The following is a 22393-nucleotide window of genomic DNA, read 5'->3' on the forward strand; positions in this document are numbered from 1 at the left end:
CCCCGCCGCCCGCCTCGCCGCCGCGCGCTCCGGCTCAGTCGTCGCGTCGCGCACCGACGACGGCCGCCCGCAGCACCTCGCGGTTGAGGCGCGCGATCGCCTCCAACGGGATCCCCGCCGGGCACGTCGGCACGCACTCGCCGTACAGGGAGCAGGGGCCGAAGGCCTCGTCGAGCACACGGCTCATCGCGCGCGCCCGCCCGGCCCGCTGACCGGAGGCGGCCGGGACGAGGGACAGGTGCGCGAGCTTCGCGCCGGCGAACAGCATCGCGGCGCCGTTCGGGCAGGCGGCCACGCACGCCCCGCAGCCGATGCAGGCGGCGAAGTCGAGGGCCCTGCCCGCCCGCGCGCGGGGCTGGAGCACGCTGTCGGCGTCCGGGGCGGTGCCCGGGGCGACGTCCACCGTCCCGCCCGCCCGGATGAGCTCGTCGAGCGCGGAGCGGTCGACGACGAGGTCGCGGATGACGGGGAAGGCGCCGGCGCGCAGCGGCTCGAGCCTCAAGCGCGTGACACCGGGGAAGGCGCGCAGGTGCTGGCGGCAGGCGGGCGTGTTGTCCGAGGGCCCGTGCGGGCGGCCGTTGACGAGGAAGCCGCACATGCCGCACACGCCCTCGCGGCAGTCGGACTCGAAGACGACGGGCTCGCGGCCCTCCTCGACGAGCGCGTCGTTGAGCCGGTCGAGCAGCTCGAGCAGGCTCATCTCCGCGGTCGCGTCGTCGACCGTGTACGACTCGAAACGGCCCCTGTCGCGCGGCCCGTCCTGGCGCCAGACCTCCAGCTCGACCCTCATCGGTAGCTCCTCACCTGCATCGGGACCACGCGGAACTCGAGCGGCTCCGAGCGCCGCGTGTGCCGGCCGCCGTCAGCCGTGTGCCAGGCGGAGACCGTGCACCAGTGCTCGTCGTCGCGGCGGGCCTCGCCGTCGTCCTGGAACTCCTCGCGGAAGTGGGCCCCGGCGGACTCGCGCCGGTCGAGGGCGTCGAGGACCATGAGCTCGGCGAGCTCGAGGAAGTCGGCCACGCGCAGCGCCTTCTCCAGCTCCTGGTTGAGACGCTGGTCGTGTCCCGTGACCTTGACGTCGCGCCAGAACTCCTCGCGCAGGGCCCGCACCTGCCCCAGGGCGTCGATGAGGCCCTCCCGGGTGCGCGAGACCCCGCAGCCGGAGTAGAGGATCTCACCGAGCCGGCGGTGGAACCAGACGGGCCGGTGCGTGCCGCGGCAGGAGATGAGGGCGTCGACGCGCGCGCGGGCGTCAGCGGCGGCGGCCAGCGCCTCAGGCGCGTCGGGGGCCAGCGGCGCCGTCCCGACGAGGCCGGCGAGGAAGTCCGGCACGGCCAGGGGGAGGGTGAACCAGCCGTCCACGCAGGCGCTCAGCAGTGAGTTCGCGCCGAGGCGGTTGGCGCCGTGGTAGTTGTTCGAGGCCTCGCCGCCCACGAAGAGGCCGGGGATGGTGGACATGTGGTTGAAGTCCACCCACAGCCCGCCCATCGTGAAGTGGGCGCCGGGCGCGATGCGCATGGGCACCTCGTAGGGGTCCTCACCGGTGGCGTCGAGGTACATGTCGAAGAGGTTGCCGTAGCGCGAGGCGATGACCTCGCGCCCGACGCGTGCGACCGCGTCGCGGAAGTCGAGGTAGACGGAGTTCCTCAGCGGCCCGACGCCGCGCCCGGCCTCGATCTGCTCGCGGGCGTTGCGGGAGGCGACGTCGCGGGGCGTGAGGTTGCCGAAGGCCGGGTACTTGCGCTCGAGGTAGTAGTCGCGCTCGTCCTCGGGGATGTCGTTGGCGGGGCGCGGGTCCCCCGGCCGCAGGGGCACCCAGATGCGGCCGTCGTTGCGCAGGGACTCGCTCATGAGCGTCGTCTTGGACTGCCAGTGCGAGGAGACGGGCAGGGCCGTGGGGTGGAACTGCACGAGGCAGGGGCTGGCGAAGGCGGCTCCGCGCCGGTGCGCGCGCCACGTGGCCGAGGCGTTCGAGGACATGGCGAGCGTCGAGTAGTGGTAGACGCTGCCGTAGCCGCCGGTGGCGAGGATGACGGCGTGGGCCGTGCGGACGCTGATCTCACCGGTGAGCAGGTCGCGCACGACGACGCCCTGGGCGCGGCCGTCGGCGACGACCAGGTCGAGCACCTCGGTGCGCGTGCGCATACGCACACGGCCGGCAGCGACCTGCTCCTGGAGGGCCTGGGCGCAGGCGACCTCGAGCTGCTGGCCGGTCTGGCCGCGCGTGTAGTACGTGCGTGAGACCTGCACGCCGCCGAAGGAGCGGGTGGCGAGCCTGCCGCCGTACTCGCGGGCGAAGGGGGCGCCGATGGCGTCCATGTGGTCGATGACGCGCACGGACTCCTCGGCAAGGCGGACGACGTCGGCCTCGCGGGCCCGGTAGTCGCCGCCCTTGACCGTGTCCTTGACGAAGCGGTGGAGGGTGTCGCCGTCGACCTGGCGGGCGCGGGCGGCGTTGATCCCGCCCTGGGCGGCGACGGAGTGGGCGCGGCGCGGGGAGTCGTGCAGGCTGAGGCACTCGACCTGGTAGCCGAGGCGTGCGAGGGTGGCGGCGGCGCCCGAGCCGGCCAGCCCCGTGCCGACGACGATGACGCTCATCGTGCGCCGGTTGGCGGGGCTCACGAGCCGGTACTCGTCGCGGCGCCGCGCCCAGGCCTGCTCGGGTGGGCAGTCGGGCAAGTGCGCGTCCAGGTCGTCACCGACGTCGTAGAGGCCGTCGACGGGGCCGGGGACGCGGGCGGTGGGGCCGGAGGGCTCCCCACGGGGCCCGGGGTGCGCGCTCATGAGAGGACTCCTGTGAGGATGAGGAGCGGCAGGGCGCCGTTCGCCACGGCGACCGCGAGGGCGAGCGCGACGGCGGTGACGGCGAGGACGGTCCGCAGGCGGGGGCCGGTGGCACCGAGGTCGTGGGCGACGGTCCACAGGCCCTGGGCCAGGTGGAGGCCGAGGGTGAGCATGACGAGCGTGTAGAAGACCGCCATGCCGGGGCGCGACAGCGAGGCGAGGAGGTTCTCGTAGGCGTGGGCGGTGAGCTGCCCGCCGCTGCGCGCGGCCTCCTGGAAGGAGCCGGGGGAGACGAGCCGGCCGATCGTGAGGTCGAGCAGGTGGACGGCGACGAAGACGAGGAGCAGGCCCCCGGTGACGGTCATCGAGCCCGCGCCGAGCGCCGCGGGCCGCGTACCGCGACGGCGGAAGACGCCCCGGGCGCGTCGGCCCCGCAGCCGGAGCGTGAGAGCGCTGGCGACGTGCAGCAGCAGGCAGGTGGCGAGGACCGCCCGCAGCGCCCACAGGACGCCGTCGTGGGGGACGAGCGGGTAGCCGACGTCGCGCAGCCAGGCCGCGTACGAGTTGTAGGCGTCGGCGCCCTGAAAGACCTTGAGGTTGCCGAGCATGTGGACGAGGACGAAGGCGCCCATGACCGTGCCGGTCACGGCCGCCACCGGCTTGAGGACGGCGTTGGAGGTCCAGCGGGCACCACGGTGGACCGGGCGGGGGGCCGGTGCGTCTCCCAGCGGGTCTCGTCGTGCGGTGGCCGGTGCCATGAGCGTTCCTCGGGCTCGACAGGGGTCCTCAACTATATCCCAGATCACACATTCCTGTGGGTCGGGTGAGGGACCGTGCCTGTCCGGGCACTGCCCGCGGGGGCTCAGGCGGAGGGCATCTCGATCTCCTTGCCGCCGCGCGGCATGGCCTCGACGGCGCCCGACTGGGAGTTGCGGCGGAACAGGACGTTGGAGGCGCCCGCCAGCGCCCGCGCCTCGACCACGCGCGGCTGGCGGAACTGCCCGTGCGGGCCCGGGACGACCCCACCCGAGGGCAGCAGCGCCACGCGCGTGCCCGCGGTGAGGTAGAGGCCCGCCTCGACCACGCAGTTGTCCCCCAGCGGGATCCCCAGGCCGGAGCTGGCGCCCAACAGGCAGCCCTCGCCCAGGCTCACCCGGTCCAGGCCGGGGGTGGGCGTGCCCATCGTCGAGGCGCCGACGCCGATGTCCGAGCCCGCACCGACGACGACGCCGTGGGCGACGCGCCCCTCGATGAGGGAGCGGCCCAGGGTACCCGCGTTGTAGTTGACGAAGCCGGACTGCATGACGACCGTGCCCTCGGACAGGTAGGCGCCCAGGCGCACGCCCCCGGCGTCGCCCACGCGCACGCCCGAGGGCATGACGTAGTCGAGCATGCGCGGGAAGCGGTCCACCGAGCGGACCGTCACCGGGTGGCCGAGCCTGGCCAGCAGGCGTGCGCGCGTGGTCTCGAAGTCCTCGGCCGCGCAGGGCCCCTCACTCGTCCACACGACGTTGGCCAGGCGCGAGACGATCCCGTCGAGGTTGACGGTGCCGGGCAGCACGAGGCGGTGGGACAGCAGGTGCAGGCGCAGGTAGGCGCCCGCCACCGTCTGGGGGGCGTCGTCCAGGTCCGACCACGTGCGCACGACGGTCGTGTGCACGCCGCGGGCCTCGTCGCGCCGCTCCATGGCGGACAGGGTGGCGCGCAGGTCCGCGTGGCCGTCCTCGGGCTCGTCGCCCAGGACGGGCCTGGGGTACCAGACGTCAAGGGTGTTGCCGTCATCGGTCACGGTTGCGAGGCCCAGGCCCCATGCGCTGCGTGTCGTCATGGCTCACACGATACGGGAGGTCATGGGGCAGCGGGGGTCGCCGGCCGGGCGTGAGAGGATCACGCCATGGCGAGCACGGCACGCACGACGATCCACCTCATGAGGCACGGTGAGGTCCACAACCCCGAGGGCGTCCTCTACGGGCGCATGCCCGGCTACCACCTGTCCGCGCTGGGCCACCGGATGGCGGCCCAGGTCGCCGACGTCCTGTCCTCCTCCGGCCACGACCTCGCGGCCGTCATCACCTCCCCGCTCGAGCGCGCCGTCGAGACCGGCGCCCCCACGGCCGCCGCCTTCGGCCTCGAGGCCCGGACGGACGTGCGGCTCATCGAGGCGGGCAACCACTTCGAGGGTGTGGCCGTCAACGCCAACCGGTGGGTCCTGGCCCACCCGGAGCACTGGCGCTACTACCTCAACCCCCTGCGACCCTCCTGGGGCGAGCCCTACACCGAGCTCGTCACCCGCGTGAGCGCCGTCGTGCGCGAGGCCCGGGCGCGCTACGAGGGCCACGAGGTGCTGCTCGTCTCCCACCAGCTGCCCGTGTGGGCCACCCGCCTGTGGCTCGAGGGCCGCCCGCTCGCCCACGACCCGCGTCGGCGCGAGTGCTCGCTCGCCTCACTCACCTCACTCACCTTCGACGGCGCCACGCTCACGGGCCTGGCCTACTGGGAGCCCGCGGGCGACCTCCTGCGCCGCGCGCAGGACATGGTCCCCGGCACCTCGGCCGCCTCCGAGAAGCTGCCGGAGGAGGCCGCCAGGTGACGCCCCCCGACGGCCAGGAGCCCGAGGTCCTGGCGGGGGAGGGGCCGGGGGGAGCGCTGGTGCCCAGCGGCCCCACCTGCCTCGCCCGCGCCGGGCGCCCTGAGCCCCGTCGCCCGTGGACCGGCCAGGACTTCGTGTGGTGGCACACCGCCGGGGTCCTCAGCTCGGTGCGCCGGGGCCGGCGGCCCAACCCGGTCTCGCCGGTGGTGGACCCGGTGCGCCGGACCTTCGCGGCCGACGAGGTCATGCTCGCCTCCTGCGACGCTGAGATGCTCGTCTACAGGCGCGGGGACGCGACCTACAACCCCTCGCGCGGCCTCTTCCTCGCCGGCGGGCCCGTGGGCCTGGCGCTCACCGCCGCCTTCTTCGGCGGGCAGGCCTACCTCAACAGCAAGCGCCGCAAGGCGGCGGAGGCGGACGCCGTCGAGCGCTGGCGGCACCTGGCCGACGCGCGCCTGACGGTCTCGACGCACGGGATCTACATCGGCACGGGCGAGGGGATCATGCCGGTGGCCTTCCGCGACGTGCAGGAGGTGCTGCTCACCGGCACCGGCGAGGTGGTGATGGCGGCGGCCAACAGCAGCGGCTCGGCGCGCTGGAAGCTGCGCGCGCAGTGGGCCGAGCTCGTGCTCGTCCTGTGGTCCGCGCAGTACATGCCGGAGCACCCGCAGGTGGCGGGGAGCGCGTGGCTGCCGCAGGACTGGTTCCTGCACGCAGCCGCGCACGGCTACGAGGTCTGAGGGCCCGCGTGAGGTCCGGGCAGAGCGCTCAGTCGTCCTCGCCGTCGTCCTCCTCCTTGCGCCGCCTGATGTCCCGCTCGAGGTTGCGCAGGAACTCCGGGTCGTCATCGGGTGCCACGGGCGTGGGCCGCTCGGGGCGGCGCAGCCGCGTGCCCTCACGCGAGGACCAGACGGTCGGCTCGACGTAGCCCCCGCGCTCCTCAGCCGCCTTGACCCGGCTCGTGATGATCCAGGCGATCGGCCCGACCACCGTGATGGCGACGATAATGATGATCCACAGGAACTTCGGCATCCTCGCCGGCATGGACTCGTCCGGCGTGCGTGCGCAGTCCAGCAGTGAGTAGATCGTCAGGGCGATGACGAGGACAGTGAGGAGCAGGCGCATGCCTCACACCCTAGCCGACGGCGTCCCGCCGGCCTCAGGGGCGGGCGGGCCCTCTCGCTCCTGGCGCACAGCGTGTGCGACGCTGGGGCGGTGACCACCCGCCCCGTCCGCCAGGTCCTGCCGCTCGTGGGCGGCACGCGCCCCGACGACGTCGCCCGACTGCACCGGGCCCTGGTGGACGCGGCCGCCCGGCCCGGGCCCCTGCTCCTGCCCGTGGCCCCCGGCGAGGACCCGGCCGGGACCCTCGCCCTGATCGAGGAGGCGGCCCGCCCCGACCTGGCCGAGCGGGCCGACGTCCTCCTGCGCACCTCGGGCTCGACCACCGGTACCGGCAGCCTCATCGCCATGAGCGCCGGGGCGCTGCTCGCCTCGGCGCACGCCACCCACGCCCGTCTGGGGGGACCCGGCGCCTGGGTCCTGGCCCTGCCCGCCCACCACGTCGCCGGCCTGCAGGTGCTCCTGCGCTCCGTCGTCGCCGGCACCCGCCCGCTCGTGCTCGACACCTCGGACGGCTTCGACCCCGAGGCCCTGGCCGACCTCCTCCAGGGGGCGCGCGCTCCGGGCGACGGCGGGCCGCGGCTGTACCTGTCCCTCGTGCCCACCCAGCTGCGGCGCTGCCTCGACAGCCCCCGTGCCAGCAGCGCCCTGGCGCGCTGCGCGACGGTCCTCGTCGGTGGGGCCGCCACCGGGGCGGACCTGCTCGCCCGGGCCCGCGGCTGCGGCGTCCCGGTGGTCACGACTTACGGGATGAGTGAGACCGGTGGCGGCTGCGTCTACGACGGCGTGGCGCTCGACGGCGTGGGCGTGCGCATCGAGGACCCCGACGCCGACGGCACGGGACGCGTGGTCCTCACCGGCCCCGTGCTCGCCGAGGGCCACCTCCTCGCCCCGGCCGGCACCACCACCTCCTTCCGTCCCGCCTCCGGCGGGGCGCCGCGCGCGGTCGTCACGGCCGACCGCGGCCGCCTCGAGAGCGGACGCCTCACCGTCCTCGGGCGCCTCGACGACGTCATCGTCACCGGGGGCGTCAAGGTCGAGCCGCGTGAGGTCGAGGAGGTGATGACGCGCCTGCCGGGCGTGGCCCAGGCCTGCGTCGTCGGCGTGCCCGACGAGCAGTGGGGCAGCGCCGTCGTCGCCGTCGTCGTCGCCCACGACGGGCAGCAGGTGGAGGCCGGGGCCCTGCGCGCCGCCGCCCGCGCCCGGCTGGACGGGGCCCACGCGCCCAAGGAGGTCGTCGTCGTCGGCTCCCTGCCCGAGCGGGGACCGGGCAAGACGGACCGCCGCGCCGTGGCCCGGCTCGCGGCCGGGGCCCGTGCCGGGGGAGAACGGTGAGCCCCTTGCTACGCTCCGGGCAGCCGAGATGAGGAGGACAACCTCGTGACCGAGCCCGCCAGCCCGACCCGACCCGTCGCGTCGCAGCAGTCCGCCACGAGCTGGGCGGAGGTCGTGCGCCTGCGCACCCTGCCCGCCGCCGTCGCCCCCGTCATCCTGGGAGGCGGGGCCGCGGTGGCCCTGGGCACCTTCTCCCTGCCGCGCACCCTGCTCGCGGCGGGCGTCGCCCTGGCCCTGCAGATCGGCAGCAACCTCGCCAACGACTACTCCGACGGCGTGCGCGGCACCGACGACGAGCGCACCGGCCCGCCCCGGCTCACCGCCAGCGGGCTGGTGGCCCCGTCGAGCGTCAAGCGCGCGGCCTTCGGGTGCTTCGGCGTCGCCGCGCTGCTGGGGCTCGTCGTCGTCGTCCTGACCCAGCAGTGGTGGCTCGTCCTCGCCGGCGTCGCCGCCGTGGCCGCCGCCTGGTTCTACACGGGCGGGCCGCGCCCCTACGGCTACGCGGGCCTGGGAGAGGTCTTCGTCTTCGTCTTCTTCGGCCTCATGGCCACCTGCGGCACCGTGTACATCCAGGGCGGCTCGGTGCCCGGCTGGGTGTGGGTGGCGGCCTGCGGCATCGGGCTCATCGCCTGCTCCCTGCTCATGGTCAACAACCTGCGCGACATCGACACGGACCCCGCCCACGGCAAGAGGACCCTGGCGGTGCGCCTGGGCGACGAGCGGGCCCGCACCGCCTTCGTGGCGATGGTGTACCTGCCGGTGGCGCTGGGGCTCGGGGCACTGGCCTGGGCCTGGACGGGGCAGGCCGGCGGGGGGAGCGAGCGGAACACGCTGTGGGCGGTGGTCGTCCTGCTGGTGGTGCTCCTCGTCCTGTCCGGGATGGCGGACCGGGTGACGCGCCCCGTCGTCGCCCGTGCCACCGGGCGCGACCTCATCCCGGTCCTGCGCGACGCCGGGTTCTACGAGCTGGTCTACGGGGTCCTCATCGCCCTCGGGCTCATCGGCGCCTTCTGAGCGGCGCTGCCGGCGAGCTGCCTGGACTGCGGTCCGGGGCACCCCGCCTCAGAAGTAGTACGGGTACGGCGACCAGTCCGGCTCGCGGCGCTGGAGGAAGGCGTCACGGCCCTCGAGGGCCTCGTCCGTCATGTACGCCAGCCGCGTCGCCTCGCCGGCGAAGACCTGCTGGCCCGCCAGGCCGTCGTCGGCCAGGTTGAAGGCGAGCTTGAGCATGCGGATCGCCTGCGGGGACTTCGAGGCCACCGTGGCCGCGTACTCCAGGGCCCGCTCCTCGAGCTCGGCGTGCGGCACGGCCTCGTTGACCACGCCCCAGCGCTCGGCCTCCTCGGCGCCGTAGGTGCGCGCCAGGAAGAAGATCTCCCGGGCGCGCTTGTCACCCACCTGCCGGGCCAGCAGGGCGGAGCCGTAGCCGGCGTCGAAGGAGCCGACGTTGGCGTCCGTCTGCTTGAAGCGCGCGTGCTCGAGCGAGGCGAGCGACAGGTCGCACACGACGTTGAGGGAGTGCCCGCCGCCGGCCGCCCATCCGGAGACGGCCGCGATGACGACCTTCGGCATGGTGCGGATGAGCCGCTGGACCTCCAGGATGTGCAGGCGCCCCGCCCGGGCGGCGTCGACGCGCGACTGCCGGGCCGCGACCTCGTCGTCATGGACGCCGGCCTGTGCGCGGTCGGCCGGGCTGCCGGCCTCAACCGTCTCGTAGTGGTAGCCGTCGCGCCCGCGGATGCGCTGGTCGCCACCGGAGCAGAACCCCCAGCCGCCGTCCCTGGGGGAGGGGCCGTTGCCGGTGAGGATGACGGCGCCGACGTCCCCGCTCCTCCGGGCGTGGTCGAGCACCCGGTAGAGCTCGTCCACGGTGTGGGGGCGGAAGGCGTTGCGCAGCTCGGGGCGGTCGAGGGCGACGCGCACCACCGGCAGGTCGCGCAGCCACACGCCGTCGGCGTCGCGCTCACAGCCGCGGTGGTAGGTGACGTCGCTCAGGCCCCCCGGACCGGTCGAGCGGTTGGCGAAGCCCTCGACCTCGCGCCAGCGGGAGGGGTCGAAGACCTGCGAGACCCGCTCGGACAGCGGGTGGGGCGACGGCGCGGCGGGGCGGGAGGTGCTCATGCGCCCAGGGTAGGGGTGGGCGTCCTCAGCGGGGCGCGTCCTCGTCGTGACCCTCCGGGGCCTCGTCGCGTCCGGGCGCCCCCGGCAGGGCCGTTCCGAGGAGCTCGGCGGCGGCCCACATGAAGCCGAACGCTCCCAGCCACGCCCACCACGGGATGCCCCGGTGGAACAGCACCATCGTGAGGACGATGACGGCCGCGAGCAGCGCCAGGTGCAGGTGCCGGGCCAGGGAGTGCGTGGACATGGTGGGACCTCCTTGTCGAGGCGCGAGCCTATACCCGGGCCTGTGCCCGAGCGCCCGGCGGCGCGTCCCGGGTGCGCGGGCGCCGTCGTCGGCCACGGCCTGCCGGGCGCCGGTAGCCTGTGGGTCATGACGCTCATGACGCAGAGCCCCGCCGCCGTCGACCCCGCCGCCCGCGAGGTCATCCCCGCCCAGGCGGGAGGCGGGCTCGTCGCCTCCGAGACGGGGCGCCTGCGCGAGGTCATCGTCCACCGGCCCGGTGCCGAGATCGCCCGCCTGACCCCCATCAACGCGGACTCGCTCCTCTTCGACGACGCCCTCAACGTGCGCCGGGCCCAGGCCGAGCACGACGCCCTCACCGCCATCCTGCGCGCCGAGGGCGTCATCGTCCACGACTTCCGCGACCTGCTCACCGAGGCCCTGGCCCACCCGGGCGCCCGCGCCCTCGTCCTCGAGGAGGCCGTCGGCCCCCAGGCGGTGGGCGTGTCCACCTCCGAGGTCCTCACCGACTACCTCCAGGGCCTGGGCGACGCCGAGCTCGCCGAGGTCCTCCTGGCCGGCATCACCCGCACCGAGCTGAGACAGCGACTCGACGCCGCCGACTCGCGCACCCTGTTCCACACGACCTTCCTGTCCACCCTCGAGGGGCAGTTCGTCATCACCCCGCTGCCCAACCACCTGTTCACGCGCGACGCCTCCGCCTGGCTCTACGGCGGCTGCCACGTCAACACCATGGCCCTCGCCCCCCGCCACCGCGAGGCCGTCAACTACGAGGCCGTCTACCGCTTCCACCCGGCCTTCGCGGGCCGCGGCCTGCTGTGGACCCAGCCGCACGGGGCCGGCCCGGCCACCACCGAGGGCGGCGACTTCCTCGTCCTGGGCAACCGCACCCTCGTCATGGGCCTGTCCCACCGCTCCACGGCCGCCGGCGTCGAGCGCCTGGCCACCCGGCTGTTCGACGACGGCGTCGCCGACCGCGTCATCGGCGTCCACATGCCCGACCGCGCCTTCTACACCGAGCTCGACGCCGTCATGCACCTGGACACCCTCATGACGATGGTCGCCCCGGACACCTGCCTGCGCTTCGCGGGCTTCACCGACGTCACGACCGTCGAGATCGAGCCCGGTGCCGCCCGCGGCTCCACGAAGGGCCCGGCCCTGAGCGTCACCGTCCACGACGAGGCGGACATGGACCGGGTGCTCGCCCGCGCGGCCGGCGTCGACGCCCTGCGCGTCATCAGCCCGGACATGACCGACGAGGCCGAGGCCCTGCGCGAGCTCGCCCGCGACTCCTGCAACGTCGTCGCCGTCGCCCCGAACCGGGTCATCGGCTACGCGCACAACGAGCGGGCCAACGACGCCCTGCGGCGTGCGGGGGTGGAGGTCATCGAGACGCCGGGCGTCGAGCTCGTGCGCGGGCGCGGTGGCGCGCACTGCATGACCTGCCCCGTCACCCGCGACGCGGCCTGAGCCGGCGCGCCCCACCTCCTGGGGGCGCAGAACGGCCTCCGGGCGGGCCGGTCACGCTGACCGACCCGCCCGGAGGCCGTCGTCTCACTTCTTGTCGCTCATGGAGTCGTCGCTCATCGCGGTCTCGTCGGACATGGCGCCGTCGTGCATCGCGTCGTCGCTCATGGCCGTCTCGTCGCTCATGGCGCCGTCGTGCATGGCGTCATCGCCCATGGCTCCGTCGGGGGCGGTCGTGTCGGACATCGCCGGCTTGTTGTCGCTCATGGAGTCGTCGGACGAGCCGCAGGCGGCCAGGCCGAGGCCGGCGACGAGGCAGAGGGAGGCGGCGAGGGTACGGGTGATCACGGTGGTACGGCGCATGAGGTGCTCCTTGTGTGTGGGGAATGACGCGTCCGGGTCGGGCGCGCTGACATGAGGGGTTCGGAGCGGAGAAGGGTCTGGATCGACGCGGATCACGTGATCCATGCCACTGGCTGATCGTGGTGGGGAACCGATCCGCGCGAGCGGCGGCACCGAACCGGAGACAGGCGGGAGACACAGCCCCCGCCCGGAAAGGAACCCTCATGGTGAGCCTCGCCCTTATCGGTGTGCTCGGCGGCTTCATCACCGCCATCTCCCCGTGCATTCTGCCCGTGCTGCCCGTCATCCTCGTCGCAGGGGGTGCCGGCGGCCGCGTCGGGAGCACGATGACCCCGGAGGAGGACGGCGAGGCCCCCGCACGCGCCTCCCTGTCCAACCGCGCCCGCCCGTACCTCGTCGTCGGCGGCCTGGTCCTGTCCTTCACCTTCCTCACCCTCCTGGGCGCCACGGTCCTCAGCGCCCTCCACCTGCCCCAGGACATCGTCCGCTGGGTCGGCATCGTCCTGCTGGCGCTCATCGGCGTCGCCATGATCGTGCCCCGCCTCATGGAGGTCCTCGAGCGCCCCTTCGCCCGGTTCCAGCAGCTGGGCTCGGCGAACCCGGACAACGGCTTCCTCCTGGGGCTCGTGCTCGGCGCCGCCTACGTCCCCTGCGTCGGACCGGTCCTCGCGGCCGTCTCCGTCGCCGGGGCCACCGGCCGCATCGGCACCGACACCGTCGTCCTGGCCGTCTCCTTCGGCCTGGGCACGGCCGTGCCCCTGCTCGCCTTCGCCCTGGCGGGCCGTGGCGTTGCCGAGCGCGTGCGCGCCTTCCGCACCCGCCAGCGCGCCATCCGCATCACCTCGGGCGCGCTCATGATCGCCCTGTCCCTCGGGCTGGCCCTCAACCTGCCCGCGGCCGTCCAGCGCGCCCTGCCCGACTACACCGCCGCCGTGCAGGAGCGCCTTGACCAGGCGCTCCACGGCGGCAGCACGGCCGGCGGCTGCGTGCCGGGAGCCGACCACCTGGCGGACTGCGGGCCGCTGCCGCAGCTGACGGGCGTGACCGCCTGGCTCAACACGCCGGACGAGAAGCCCCTGACCGACGAGCAGCGCGCCGGCAAGGTCACGCTCATCGACTTCTACGCCTACTCCTGCATCAACTGCCAGCGCTCCGCCCCCGGCATCGAGAAGCTGTACCAGACCTACCGCGAGGCGGGGCTGCAGGTCCTGGGCGTGCACTCGCCCGAGTACGCCTTCGAGCGCGACGTCGACAACGTCCGTGAGGGGACCCGGGCCCTCGGCCTCACCTACCCGGTCGCCGTCGACTCCGACCTGGCCACCTGGACCGCCTTCGACAACCACTACTGGCCCGCCCACTACCTGGCCGACGCCCAGGGCACCCTGCGCCAGGTGTCCTACGGCGAGGGCCGCCAGGCCACCCTCGAGCGGCTCATCCGCGAGCTCCTGGTCGAGGCGGACCCGGACGTCGCGCTGCCCGACCCCGTCTTCACCTCCGACGACGCGGGGCTGGACGCGCGCACCCCGGAGACCTACCTCGGGGCCCAGCGCGCGCAGCGCTTCGTCGGCGGTGAGCTGAGCGAGGGGACGCACACCTACAGCCTCCCCGAGACCCAGCCCACGGACACCTTCTCCCTCGACGGCACCTGGAGCGTCACGGGCGAGTCCATCAGCCCCGAGGGCGGCACCGGCCGGGTCCGCCTGGCCTGGCGGGGCAAGCAGGTCAACCTCGTGGTCTCCGGCACCGGCGTGCTGCGCTGGAGCGTCGACGGCCAGCAGCACGAGCAGATGATCGACGGCGTCCCCAACGGTGTGTCACTGGTGGAGGTGCCCGAGACCTCCTCCGGCGTGCTCGACATCGAGGCGGACGATGGCCTGGAGCTGTACTCCTTCACCTTCGGGTGAGGCGGCCGCGGGGCCGTACCATCCTGCTGTGGATCGTGACGAGGAGCTCGAGAGCGACGCGGCGCTGCTGGACGCCGTCGCGATGAGGGACGAGGCGGCCTTCGCGCGCCTGTACGACCGCTGGGCCGGCAGGCTGCTCGCCCTCATCGTGCACGTCCTGGTGGACCCCGCCCAGAGCGAGGAGGTCCTGCAGGAGGTCATGCTGGAGATCTGGCGCGACGCCGGCAGCTTCGACCGCGCCAGGGGCTCCGCCCGCGGCTGGATGGCGGTACGGGCCAGGCGGCGCGCGGTGGACCGGGTGCGCCAGTCCCAGGCGGCACGTGACCGTGAGCAGCGCTGGCCCGCCGTCATGCCGGACGCCGACGTCACCGCCCAGCAGGTGGAGGACGCCGTCGAGGCCGAGGAGGTGCGCTCCGCGCTCGCGAGAGTGGGGGAGCCGCACCGCTCGACCCTCCTGGCAGCCTACGTCGGCGGACTCACGCACGCGCAGATCGCACGCCGCACGGGCGTGCCGCTGGGGACGGTCAAGTCCAGGATCCGCGACGGCGTCGCCAGGCTCCGTCGGGAGATGGGGCTGCTGGACGAGCAGATGACAGGTGCCGGCACCGGCCGGCAGGGCCAGGAGCCCCTGGCCGCCAGGCACGATCGACAGGAGGTGGGACGATGACCAGGGCAGGAGACGAGTCCGCCAACGTGCTGCCGGGCGCGTGGGACGAGGCCGACGACGAGGCCCAGCTGGACCCCGAGGCGCTGGGCGCGCTCATGGCGTCCCTGCGCCCCGTGGCCCCCTCGGCGGCGCTACGGGAGGCCGTGCTCTCACAGGTGGCCTCAGCGGACACCGGTGAGAGCGGGCCGGGGGCGCTGGGCGGGCCCGAGGGGCCCGCCGGACCGCAGGAGCCGGCTGGGACAGCACGGCCCGAGGAGGGCGCCGTCGTCGTGCCGCTGCGCCGCCGCGCCCGGAGCAGGGGCGGGCTCGCCGGCTGGCGGCTGGTGGGCATGCGCGCGGCCGCCGTGGTCGCCCTCGTGGGCGTGGGCGTGGGCGTCGGCCGTTGGAGCGCCATGGACTCGATGGCGCCCACGGAGCACTTCGCCCACCTCAACCAGGCCCAGGACGTGCAGCGGGTGACCGACACGATGCCCGACGGGCACATCGCCACCCTCACGTGGTCGCAGGACATGAGCATGACGGCGCTGGCGCTGCCTCAGGAGATGATGGCGGCCTCGCAGGGCCACAGCCTGCAGGTGTGGCTCGTCAAGGACGGCGTGACGACCTCGCTGGGCCTGTACGACCCCAGCGGCGGCACGGGCTTCACCTTCATCGACCTCATGCCGCAGGAGGGGGAGAGGGTCTTCATCACCCAGGAGCCGGAGGGCGGCTCGTCCCAGCCGACCGGGGAGCCCCTGGTGACCTTCGACGTCAACGCCGACGGCACGACCACCCGTGCCTCGCAGGCCCCGACGTCCCCGGGCTCCGAGGCCTGAGGACGCGCGGCGGAGGTACGGCACCGGCTCTCTCCAGCGGGCCTCGCAGGGCCTGCTCGTGCGTCACGTGCGCGCGTGCCCGGTCACGCCCACCGTCCGTCCTTCTCAGCACGTACCGAACACAGGCCGGTACGCGCCCCGAAGCCCCTCGAGCGCACGCTCCTGCGCACGCGCGTCGCCGGGGTGCGCTGCCCGGGCCACGAGCCGGGCATCAAGCCCCGCAACCCTACTGAGGGTGGCCAGCAGGTCCGGGTCCTGCTGGCCGAGCCCATGTACGTGCTCGATCTGGACCTGTGCCAGCTTGATCCAGGAACGCGCGGTGTCAGGCGTCATCTGCTCGATGCTTCGCGCTCAGCTCCCCGGTCATGCGAGGACGGGCGCGTACCGCGGCATCGCAGCCAGCTCGGCCCGAAGCCTCGCCGTGTGCGCCTCGATGGCCTGGCGGTTGTCCGGGTCGACCGCACGGGCCTCGCGCATCACCCGAGACTGCTCGGACTGCCAGTGCTTCTCGTCCGCAGCGGTCATGGCCTCATCCATCCACTCGACGTACCGGCCTCCGAGCTGGGTCGCCAGCTCACGCATCACGTCGTAGACCATCGGGTCGTCAAGACGGTCCCCATCACTCATCGCGGGCCTCACCTCCGGCAACCCTGTCTACCCAGTCGGCCGACAACGGTATCGGGTCAGATACCGGTTGAGGCGGGTGACGCGACGCTCAGGCCAGGCGGTCGGCGCTCGGGCCCGGGCGCGTGACGATGGTCGAGGCCCGCGCCCCGGCCTCCGGGAAGGCGGCGCGGTAGCGCTCGAGCCACTGGGTGGCGAAGTCCTCGGCGTCCCGGCGCGGCACGATGGCGTAGGTCGAGCCTCCCCAGCCGGCCCCGAAGGCCGAGGCGCCCACCGCCCCCATCTCGCGGGCCAGGTCCACGAGAGCGTTCGTCTCGGGCACCTGGTTGAGCAGGTGGGAGGCCGCCAGGGCGTGCGAGCGCGCCAGCACCTCGCCCACCGCCGCGTCACCGGCCGCGATGGCCGCCGCCCCCGCGGGAACGAGCACCAGGGACTCCTCGAGGAGCTGCTCGACGCGGCGCCGCTCGTAGCCCCGCTCCGTCAGCGACAGCAGCTCCTCGAGCGCCGGGTCCCCGGCGGGCTGCTCGCCCGTCGCCTCACCGATGAGGGAGGCGACCGCCTGCGCCACGAACGCGTCCGAGCGGCCCGTCGCCTCGTTCCACCGGGCCAGCACACGGCGCAGCGTGAGCGGCCCCCGGTTGTAGTCCTCCAGGGCGGCCCCCGTCTTCTCCGCCGCGACTCCGCTGACGCCGACGACGAAGGCCCAGTCCTCGGGGAAGGACACCCTCTCCAGGACCTCCATGGGGGAGAAGCGGGCCAGCAGGAGCGTGTCGGGCGCACCGCAGAGCATGCCCGTGTGGTCCTCGCTGCCGCCCTGCGTGCCCACGCCCTCGGCGCCCAGGAGCGCGCGCCACGGCCGGCCGGCCTCGACACCGGCGAGGTAGCCCGCCGTCGCCAGGCGGTCCGGCACGTTGCGCGTCCACAGGTCGCTGGTGCTCCAGCCGTTGAGGTCCGCCAGGGCGAGTGCGCTGGCGCACACGAGAGCGGAGGACGAGCTCATCCCCGAGGCGGGGGGCAGGTCCGAGGTGACCGTCAGGTGCGCGGCCACCGGCTCGGACAGGCCGGCGAAGTTCTGCGCCAACCGGTCGAGGACCGTCTGCAGGTAGCGGCCCCAGTGCCCGGCGGGCAGGGCGGGGTCGGTGCCGGCGGCCAGGGTGACGGGCTCACCCCCCGCCGTCGTCGTCGCTGTGAGGGAGCCGGCCGGGCCGTCCACCGCCTCGGCGGTGGCGGTGATGCCGCGGTCGACGGCGCCCACGAGCACGCGCCCGCCGGCGTAGTCGGTGTGCTTGCCCAGGACCTCGATGCGGCCCGGCACGCGCCAGGTGACGGGTGCGCTCACAGCACGACCGCCGTGGTGGCCAGGCGGGCCTCGACGTCCGCGATGTCCTCACGGCGCGACAGGTCCAGGACCGCGCCCCGGGTGGGGATGACGGCGACCGGGCCGGGCAGGGCCCGCACGGCGTCGACGATCTCGTACTCGCCGCGCGCGGAGGGCCCGATCGAGCGGCAGGCGTCGAAGATCTTGGGAGTGAAGCCGAAGCAGTTCATCGACACCAGGGCGTGCTCGCCGGCGGCCTCGACCACCTCGGGGGCGGGCTTCTCGATGATGTCGGTGAGCACGCCGTCGGAGGCCTTGACCAGGGCGAAGGCGGCCACGCGCTCGGCGGGGATGTTGGAGCCGGCGACCAGGGCGGCCCGGTCGAAGCCCAGCAGCGCGTTGCCGCCGCGCTCGGCGAGCTCGCGCATGCCCTCGACGGGGTAGTAGTTGTCCCCGTTGACCATGAGGAAGGGCTCGTCGCCGATGACCTCGGCGGCGGACAGGACGGCGTTGGCCGTGCCCCTCGGCTCGACCTGGACGGCGAGCTCGACGCGGACGCGGCTGAGGCCGAGCGAGTCGATGTGGGCGGCGAAGTCCTCGTGCTCGGGCCCGACGACGAGGACGATGCGCTCGATGCCGGCGTCGGCCAGGGCGCTCATGGAGTAGTCGATGAGGCGGTGCTCTCCGATGGGCATGAGGGCCTTGTAGCCGGAGGCGGCGGCAGCGGCCTGGGCGGCCGTCATGCCCGAGGCGTCGGAGGCGGCGCGCATGCGCGTGCCGAGCCCGCGGGCGAGCACGAGGGCGGTGCGGGTGCCACGGGGGGCCGGGGTGGTGCTGGCAGTCATGTTCTCGACCATGTCCTCAGTCCAGTGCGTAGTAGGTGGCGACGGCGTCGGCGACGGCCTGCGCCTCGTCGTGGGTGGGCATCTCGCAGAAGACGCGCAGCAGGGGCTCGGTGCCGGAGAAGCGGATGGTGGTCCAGCCGCCGTTCGTGAAGTACACCTTGCAGCCGTCGTCCCAGGTGACTCTCTCGGTCTCGTGCCCCAGGGCGGCGAGGTCCGGCAGGTCGTGGGCCTCGAAGATCCGTGCGGTGAGGTCGCTGCGGCGTTCGGCGGTGAAGCCGTAGGCGGCCTCGACCATGACGAGCTCGCCGTAGCGCTCGACGATGTCGGCGTAGAGCTCGGAGAGCTTCTTGCCGGAGGCGGCGACGGCCTCGACCAGGAGGCTGCCGGCGTAGACGCCGTCCTTGCCGGCGATGTGGCCGCGCACGGTGAGGCCGCCGGAGGACTCCCCGCCGATGACGGCGTCGGTCTCGGCCATCTTCGCGCTGATCCACTTGAAGCCCACGGGCACCTCGTGGCAGACCTGGCCGTGGGCCTCGGCGACGCGGTCCAGCAGGTGCGTGGTGGACATGTTGCGCACGGCCGGCCCGGACCAGCCCTTGCGGGTGAGCAGGTAGTCGTAGAGCAGGACGAGGACCTGGTTGGGGGTGAGGTAGTGGCCCTTGTCGTCGATGATGCCCAGGCGGTCGGCGTCGCCGTCGGTGGCGATGCCGAGGTCCGCGCCTGACTCGAGGACGGCGTGGCGCAGGGCGGTGACGGTGCCCTCGGTGGGGGAGGGCATGCGGCCGCCGAAGAGGGGGTCGTGGCGGTCGTGGATGACGTCGACCTGGCAGCGGGCCGTCAGGAGGATGGTCTGCAGGCTCGTCTCGGACACGCCGAACATGGGGTCGAGGACGATGTGCATGTGCGCGTGGCGGATCGTCTCGATGTCGAGCTTGTCGATGATGGCGTCGAGGTACCAGTTGAGGGACTTCTGGATGGTGACGAGCTCGCTGGCGCGGGCCACGTGGGGCTCGACGGAGCGGACGTCGGCCTCGGTGAGGGTGGCGACGTGGGCGGTGAGCTCGTCGGTGACCTCGACGTCGGCGTCGCGTCCGCCGGGCAGGAAGATCTTGATGCCGTTGTAGAGGGCGGGGTTGTGCGAGGCGGTGACGGCGATGCCGTAGGCGGCGTCGAGGTTGCGCACGGTCCACATGGTGGTGGGCGTGGGGGAGGGGCGGTCGATGATGGTCACGGGCACGCCGTTGGCGACGAGGACCTCGACGGCCCACCAGGCGGCGGTGTCGGACAGGAAGCGGCGGTCGTAGCCGATGACGACGCGCCCGGGCCGGCCGTCGGGGCGGGAGGCGGCCTCCTCGTTGACGCGGTCGGCGAGGCCCTGCACGAGGAGGCGGACGTTGGCCTTGGTGAACTCGTCGCCGATGACGGCTCGCCAGCCGCCGGTGCCGAACTTGATCATGTCAGTGCCTCTCTCGCAGGCTCGTGCGGATCTCGTCGTTGAGTGCCGTCGTGGTCGGGCGTCCCCGCACCGAATACTTCGGACCTCGAACAAACTACCGGACGCGCCCGCGACACGCCAGAGGTGTCAGGTCCTCCATCGCCGTTGGGTCCTCCAGCACCGTCTCCAGCGCCACCCTCGCCGCCCCGCACGACGGCGCCCACTCGCCCAGAGCCGAGACCTCCAGCCTCACCAGTGAGCGCACGTCCAGGCGCCGCTCCTCCAGGGCCGCCGCCGTCGGCTCCAGCAGCACGTCCGCAAAGGCCGCCAGCCAGCCCGACAGCACGACGACCTCCGGGTTGAGCACGTCCACCAGCACCGACAGGCCCCGCTCCAGGCTCCTCTGCACCCCGGCCAGCTGCTCCTCGAGCACCGGGTCCCCCTGCTCGAAGCGCTCGCGCAGCAGCACCGTGCGCTCGCCCACGGGCTGGGAGACGTCACGCACCGGGTCGTCGTCGGGGTAGACCGACACCACCGACTCGAAGCCGATGAGCGTCTCCCAGCAGCCGCGCCGCCCGCACTGGCACAGCGCCCCGTCCGGCTCCACCGGCATGTGCCCCACCTCGCCCGTGTAGCCCATCCACCCGTGCAGCACGTGCCCGTCGGCGACGATGCCCGCACCGATGCCCTGGCCGCCCGACAGGTACAGGAGGTTGCGCACCTGGGGGAAGGCGTCGTGGACGGCCAGCGCCGCGAGCCGGGCGTCGTGCTCGACGAGGACCGGCGGCACCGGCACCTGGCGGCACCCGGCCTCCGTCAAGGACAGGCCTATCGCCTCGGCCACCCCGGAGGCCAGGGCGATGTCGTGCCAGTCGAAGGCCGAGGAGTAGTGGACCCGGCCGGTGTCGTAGTCGAGCAGTCCCGGCTGGGCCAGGACGACGGCGGGCACCGCGGTCCCGGCGCGGGCCAGCCGCACCAGCTCCTCCGCCAGCACGACCCCGATCCGCGCGATCACCGCCTCCGGGTCGCGGCTGGGGTCCTGCACCGGCTTGGAGCGCTGGGCCAGCACCTGGCCGGTGAGGTCGGTCGTCGTCAGCAGCAGGCAGTCGGGGCTGATCTCCAGGCCGACGCCGGCGACCGCCCCCGCGGACACGTGCAGCGAGGTGCTGGGGCGCCCCACGGAGCCGGAGGCCGCCGCCCTGCCCTCCGTGACGAGCCCGAGGCCGGTGAGGTCGCCCACCAGCGTCGAGACCGTCGCCTTGGACAGACCGGTGGTCTGCGACAGCGCCGTGCGCGAGAGCGGCCCGGCCTTGAGGGTGCGCAGGATGAGGGACAGGTTGGACACGCGCACGTCCGTGTGGGCCCGGGGTCCGGCCGGTCGCGTGGTGGCCAGGAGGGAGGCGGTGGACATGTCCGTGATGGGCCGGGCCTCTCGTGCCACGTCCTGCCTCCCTTCGCCCGACGCGGACACCTTAGTGCCTGCGGGCCGTCCGTGGGGCGAGCGCCGGGTGTGGGCGATACTGGGCGCCGGCACACCGACGAGAGGAGCCCTCCCATGACCTACGCCCTGCCCGCCCCCGACGCCGCCCTCCTTGCCGGACTCAAGGGGCGCAGCTTCCTGCGCGAGCTGGACTTCACCCCGGCCGAGTGGATGACCCTCATCGAGCTCGCTGCCCAGCTCAAGGCCGCGAAGAAGGCCGGCCGCGAGGTCAGGCGCCTGGAGGGCAAGAACATCGCCCTGCTGTTCGAGAAGACCTCCACGCGCACCCGCTGCTCCTTCGAGGTCGGCGCCCACGACCAGGGCGCCCACGTCACCTACCTCGACCCCTCCGGCTCCCAGATGGGCCACAAGGAGTCCGTCGCCGACACCGCCCGCGTCCTGGGCCGCATGTTCGACGGCATCGAGTACCGCGGTGACGAGCAGGCCAAGGTCGAGCAGCTCGCCGCCCTGTCCGGCGTGCCCGTGTGGAACGGCCTCACCGACGACTGGCACCCCACCCAGATGCTGTGCGACTGCCTGACGATGATCGAGCACGCGGGCAAGGCGCCCGCGGAGATCTCCTACGCCTACGTCGGCGACGCCCGCTTCAACATGGGCCGCTCACTGCTGGTGGCCGGCGCGATGATCGGCGCGGACGTGCGCGTCGTCGCCCCCAGGGACCTGTGGCCGGACGAGGACTGCGTGGCCGAGGCCCGCCGCGTCGCCGCCGGGACGGGTGCGCGCGTCACCCTCACCGAGTCCGTCGCCGAGGGCGTGACCGGCGTCGACTTCGTCCACACGGACATCTGGGTCTCCATGGGCGAGCCCAAGGAGGTGTGGGACGAGCGCATCGCCATGCTGCGCCCCTACCAGGTCAACAGCGCCCTCATGGCCCTGGCCGGGGAGCGGGCCAGGTTCATGCACTGCCTGCCCGCCTACCACAACCGCGAGACCGCCATCGGCGAGGAGATCTACCAGGCCACCGGCATGGACGGCCTGGAGGTCACCGAGGAGGTCTTCGAGTCCGAGGCCTCCATCGTCTTCGACCAGGCCGAGAACCGCATGCACACCATCAAGGCCGTCATGGTGGCGACGCTGGGCGACTGAGCCCCGGTGGCGCCTCCCCGGCGCCGTCAGGGCTTCCCAGCCCCCGGTGCTGCCCGGCACTCTCGGTACGGACCACCTGCTGCGCGTAGGACAACGTGTGTGCTCAAGGACAACGTGCTCGCCGTAGGACAACCTGAGGAACGTCACCAGGTTGTCCTGCTGCACGTAAGTTGTC

General features: G+C 73.7%; 22 protein-coding genes and 1 pseudogene. 9 read left to right on the forward strand and 14 right to left on the reverse strand.

Annotation, left to right across the window (positions count from 1 at the left end):
- Window positions 1-34 precede the first annotated feature (34 nt).
- The 4 genes from H6X67_RS01945 to dapD form a co-directional block, all read right to left on the reverse strand.
- On the reverse strand, window positions 35-790 hold the full coding sequence (locus H6X67_RS01945) for a succinate dehydrogenase/fumarate reductase iron-sulfur subunit (RefSeq protein WP_249368987.1): 756 nt from the start codon (window positions 788-790) through the stop codon (window positions 35-37).
- A complete protein-coding gene (locus H6X67_RS01950) occupies window positions 787-2784 on the reverse strand; it encodes a fumarate reductase/succinate dehydrogenase flavoprotein subunit (RefSeq protein WP_249368988.1) in 1998 nt (665 codons plus the stop codon). Before H6X67_RS01950 ends, H6X67_RS01945 begins: the two co-directional genes overlap by 4 nt.
- Entirely contained in the window at window positions 2781-3542 is a 762-nt protein-coding gene (locus H6X67_RS01955; protein WP_249368989.1) for a succinate dehydrogenase cytochrome b subunit, read from the reverse strand. The genes H6X67_RS01950 and H6X67_RS01955 overlap by 4 nt, the downstream gene beginning before the upstream one ends.
- Window positions 3543-3646: 104 nt before the next feature.
- On the reverse strand, window positions 3647-4612 hold the full coding sequence (dapD, locus tag H6X67_RS01960; protein WP_249368990.1) for a 2,3,4,5-tetrahydropyridine-2,6-dicarboxylate N-succinyltransferase: 966 nt from the start codon (window positions 4610-4612) through the stop codon (window positions 3647-3649).
- 66 nt (window positions 4613-4678) lie between these two features.
- Between dapD and H6X67_RS01965 the strand changes: the two genes are divergently transcribed.
- Window positions 4679-5374: a histidine phosphatase family protein gene (locus H6X67_RS01965; protein WP_249368991.1), complete on the forward strand. Its 696-nt coding sequence runs from the start codon at window positions 4679-4681 to the stop codon at window positions 5372-5374.
- On the forward strand, window positions 5371-6114 hold the full coding sequence (locus H6X67_RS01970) for a hypothetical protein (RefSeq protein WP_249368992.1): 744 nt from the start codon (window positions 5371-5373) through the stop codon (window positions 6112-6114). Before H6X67_RS01965 ends, H6X67_RS01970 begins: the two co-directional genes overlap by 4 nt.
- A 34-nt stretch (window positions 6115-6148) precedes the next feature.
- Here the strand turns inward: H6X67_RS01970 and H6X67_RS01975 are convergent.
- Window positions 6149-6499 (reverse strand): annotated as a pseudogene (locus tag H6X67_RS01975) (PLDc N-terminal domain-containing protein); the annotation flags it as partial.
- Window positions 6500-6589: 90 nt separating this feature from the next.
- Between H6X67_RS01975 and H6X67_RS01980 the strand changes: the two are divergent.
- Entirely contained in the window at window positions 6590-7831 is a 1242-nt protein-coding gene (locus tag H6X67_RS01980; RefSeq protein WP_249368994.1) for an AMP-binding enzyme, read from the forward strand.
- Between the two features lie 45 nt (window positions 7832-7876).
- Window positions 7877-8845, forward strand: coding sequence for a 1,4-dihydroxy-2-naphthoate polyprenyltransferase (locus H6X67_RS01985; protein ID WP_249368995.1), 969 nt, complete (start codon window positions 7877-7879; stop codon window positions 8843-8845).
- A gap of 48 nt (window positions 8846-8893) precedes the next feature.
- On the opposite strand, the gene H6X67_RS01990 is transcribed toward H6X67_RS01985, so the two are convergent.
- Together H6X67_RS01990 and H6X67_RS01995 are read right to left on the reverse strand one after the other, a co-directional pair.
- Complete coding sequence (locus H6X67_RS01990; RefSeq protein WP_249375462.1) at window positions 8894-9952, reverse strand: 1,4-dihydroxy-2-naphthoyl-CoA synthase; 1059 nt, start codon at window positions 9950-9952, stop codon at window positions 8894-8896.
- A 25-nt stretch (window positions 9953-9977) separates the two neighbouring features.
- Complete coding sequence (locus H6X67_RS01995) at window positions 9978-10196, reverse strand: hypothetical protein (RefSeq protein ID WP_249368826.1); 219 nt, start codon at window positions 10194-10196, stop codon at window positions 9978-9980.
- A 126-nt stretch (window positions 10197-10322) separates the two neighbouring features.
- On the opposite strand from H6X67_RS01995, the gene H6X67_RS02000 reads away from it, so the two are divergent.
- On the forward strand, window positions 10323-11663 hold the full coding sequence (locus H6X67_RS02000; protein ID WP_249375271.1) for an arginine deiminase: 1341 nt from the start codon (window positions 10323-10325) through the stop codon (window positions 11661-11663).
- 84 nt (window positions 11664-11747) lie between these two features.
- On the opposite strand, the gene H6X67_RS02005 is transcribed toward H6X67_RS02000, so the two are convergent.
- Window positions 11748-12023, reverse strand: coding sequence for a hypothetical protein (locus tag H6X67_RS02005; RefSeq protein WP_249368828.1), 276 nt, complete (start codon window positions 12021-12023; stop codon window positions 11748-11750).
- 203 nt (window positions 12024-12226) lie between these two features.
- Here H6X67_RS02005 and H6X67_RS02010 point away from each other — a divergent pair, with 203 nt between their 5' ends.
- From H6X67_RS02010 to H6X67_RS02020, 3 genes are all read left to right on the forward strand, one after another.
- On the forward strand, window positions 12227-13927 hold the full coding sequence (locus tag H6X67_RS02010) for a cytochrome c biogenesis protein CcdA (protein ID WP_249368829.1): 1701 nt from the start codon (window positions 12227-12229) through the stop codon (window positions 13925-13927).
- A gap of 82 nt (window positions 13928-14009) precedes the next feature.
- Window positions 14010-14594 (forward strand): sigma-70 family RNA polymerase sigma factor, encoded by a 585-nt coding sequence (locus H6X67_RS02015; RefSeq protein WP_249368842.1) that lies wholly within the window; start codon window positions 14010-14012, stop codon window positions 14592-14594.
- Window positions 14591-15409, forward strand: a complete 819-nt coding sequence (locus tag H6X67_RS02020; RefSeq protein WP_249368830.1) for an anti-sigma factor — start codon at window positions 14591-14593, stop codon at window positions 15407-15409. The genes H6X67_RS02015 and H6X67_RS02020 overlap by 4 nt, the downstream gene beginning before the upstream one ends.
- 105 nt (window positions 15410-15514) lie before the next feature.
- Here H6X67_RS02020 and H6X67_RS02025 read toward each other — a convergent pair whose 3' ends face one another.
- The 6 genes from H6X67_RS02025 to H6X67_RS02050 all read right to left on the reverse strand — a co-directional run bounded on the left by H6X67_RS02025 (window position 15515) and on the right by H6X67_RS02050 (window position 21072).
- Entirely contained in the window at window positions 15515-15742 is a 228-nt protein-coding gene (locus H6X67_RS02025; RefSeq protein WP_249368831.1) for a hypothetical protein, read from the reverse strand.
- A gap of 30 nt (window positions 15743-15772) precedes the next feature.
- On the reverse strand, window positions 15773-16036 hold the full coding sequence (locus H6X67_RS02030; RefSeq protein ID WP_249368832.1) for a hypothetical protein: 264 nt from the start codon (window positions 16034-16036) through the stop codon (window positions 15773-15775).
- A gap of 88 nt (window positions 16037-16124) precedes the next feature.
- Window positions 16125-17372 carry a galactokinase family protein gene (locus H6X67_RS11965; RefSeq protein ID WP_249368833.1) on the reverse strand — a complete coding sequence of 416 codons (1248 nt, stop codon included), beginning with the start codon at window positions 17370-17372 and terminating at the stop codon, window positions 16125-16127.
- Entirely contained in the window at window positions 17369-18196 is an 828-nt protein-coding gene (locus tag H6X67_RS02040; RefSeq protein WP_249368834.1) for a nucleotidyltransferase family protein, read from the reverse strand. Before H6X67_RS02040 ends, H6X67_RS11965 begins: the two co-directional genes overlap by 4 nt.
- Window positions 18197-18212: 16 nt before the next feature.
- Window positions 18213-19652, reverse strand: coding sequence for a phosphoglucomutase/phosphomannomutase family protein (locus H6X67_RS02045; protein WP_249368835.1), 1440 nt, complete (start codon window positions 19650-19652; stop codon window positions 18213-18215).
- Between the two features lie 94 nt (window positions 19653-19746).
- Entirely contained in the window at window positions 19747-21072 is a 1326-nt protein-coding gene (locus tag H6X67_RS02050) for an ROK family protein (RefSeq protein WP_249368836.1), read from the reverse strand.
- 114 nt (window positions 21073-21186) lie between these two features.
- Between H6X67_RS02050 and argF the strand changes: the two genes are divergently transcribed.
- A complete protein-coding gene (gene argF, locus H6X67_RS02055; protein WP_249368837.1) occupies window positions 21187-22218 on the forward strand; it encodes an ornithine carbamoyltransferase in 1032 nt (343 codons plus the stop codon).
- Window positions 22219-22393 lie beyond the last annotated feature (175 nt).

The organism is Actinomyces sp. AC-20-1, from assembly GCF_023369555.1.
GTDB lineage: Bacteria > Actinomycetota > Actinomycetes > Actinomycetales > Actinomycetaceae > Actinomyces.

What these genes read in the sequence shown, in the direction of transcription:
- H6X67_RS02020 (WP_249368830.1), top strand. Translation starts at nt 14,591, where the DNA reads ATGACCAGGGCAGGAGACGAGTCCGCCAACGTGCTGCCGGGCGCGTGG.
- H6X67_RS02025 (WP_249368831.1), bottom strand. Translation starts at nt 15,742, where the DNA reads ATGACGCCTGACACCGCGCGTTCCTGGATCAAGCTGGCACAGGTCCAG.
- dapD (WP_249368990.1), bottom strand. Translation starts at nt 4,612, where the DNA reads ATGACGACACGCAGCGCATGGGGCCTGGGCCTCGCAACCGTGACCGAT.
- H6X67_RS02040 (WP_249368834.1), bottom strand. Translation starts at nt 18,196, where the DNA reads ATGACTGCCAGCACCACCCCGGCCCCCCGTGGCACCCGCACCGCCCTC.
- argF (WP_249368837.1), top strand. Translation starts at nt 21,187, where the DNA reads ATGACCTACGCCCTGCCCGCCCCCGACGCCGCCCTCCTTGCCGGACTC.
- H6X67_RS02045 (WP_249368835.1), bottom strand. Translation starts at nt 19,652, where the DNA reads ATGATCAAGTTCGGCACCGGCGGCTGGCGAGCCGTCATCGGCGACGAG.
- H6X67_RS01965 (WP_249368991.1), top strand. Translation starts at nt 4,679, where the DNA reads ATGGCGAGCACGGCACGCACGACGATCCACCTCATGAGGCACGGTGAG.
- H6X67_RS01950 (WP_249368988.1), bottom strand. Translation starts at nt 2,784, where the DNA reads ATGAGCGCGCACCCCGGGCCCCGTGGGGAGCCCTCCGGCCCCACCGCC.
- H6X67_RS01955 (WP_249368989.1), bottom strand. Translation starts at nt 3,542, where the DNA reads ATGGCACCGGCCACCGCACGACGAGACCCGCTGGGAGACGCACCGGCC.
- H6X67_RS02000 (WP_249375271.1), top strand. Translation starts at nt 10,323, where the DNA reads ATGACGCTCATGACGCAGAGCCCCGCCGCCGTCGACCCCGCCGCCCGC.
- H6X67_RS01945 (WP_249368987.1), bottom strand. Translation starts at nt 790, where the DNA reads ATGAGGGTCGAGCTGGAGGTCTGGCGCCAGGACGGGCCGCGCGACAGG.
- H6X67_RS01995 (WP_249368826.1), bottom strand. Translation starts at nt 10,196, where the DNA reads ATGTCCACGCACTCCCTGGCCCGGCACCTGCACCTGGCGCTGCTCGCG.
- H6X67_RS02030 (WP_249368832.1), bottom strand. Translation starts at nt 16,036, where the DNA reads ATGAGTGATGGGGACCGTCTTGACGACCCGATGGTCTACGACGTGATG.
- H6X67_RS02015 (WP_249368842.1), top strand. Translation starts at nt 14,010, where the DNA reads ATGAGGGACGAGGCGGCCTTCGCGCGCCTGTACGACCGCTGGGCCGGC.
- H6X67_RS02005 (WP_249368828.1), bottom strand. Translation starts at nt 12,023, where the DNA reads ATGCGCCGTACCACCGTGATCACCCGTACCCTCGCCGCCTCCCTCTGC.
- H6X67_RS02010 (WP_249368829.1), top strand. Translation starts at nt 12,227, where the DNA reads ATGGTGAGCCTCGCCCTTATCGGTGTGCTCGGCGGCTTCATCACCGCC.
- H6X67_RS01990 (WP_249375462.1), bottom strand. Translation starts at nt 9,952, where the DNA reads ATGAGCACCTCCCGCCCCGCCGCGCCGTCGCCCCACCCGCTGTCCGAG.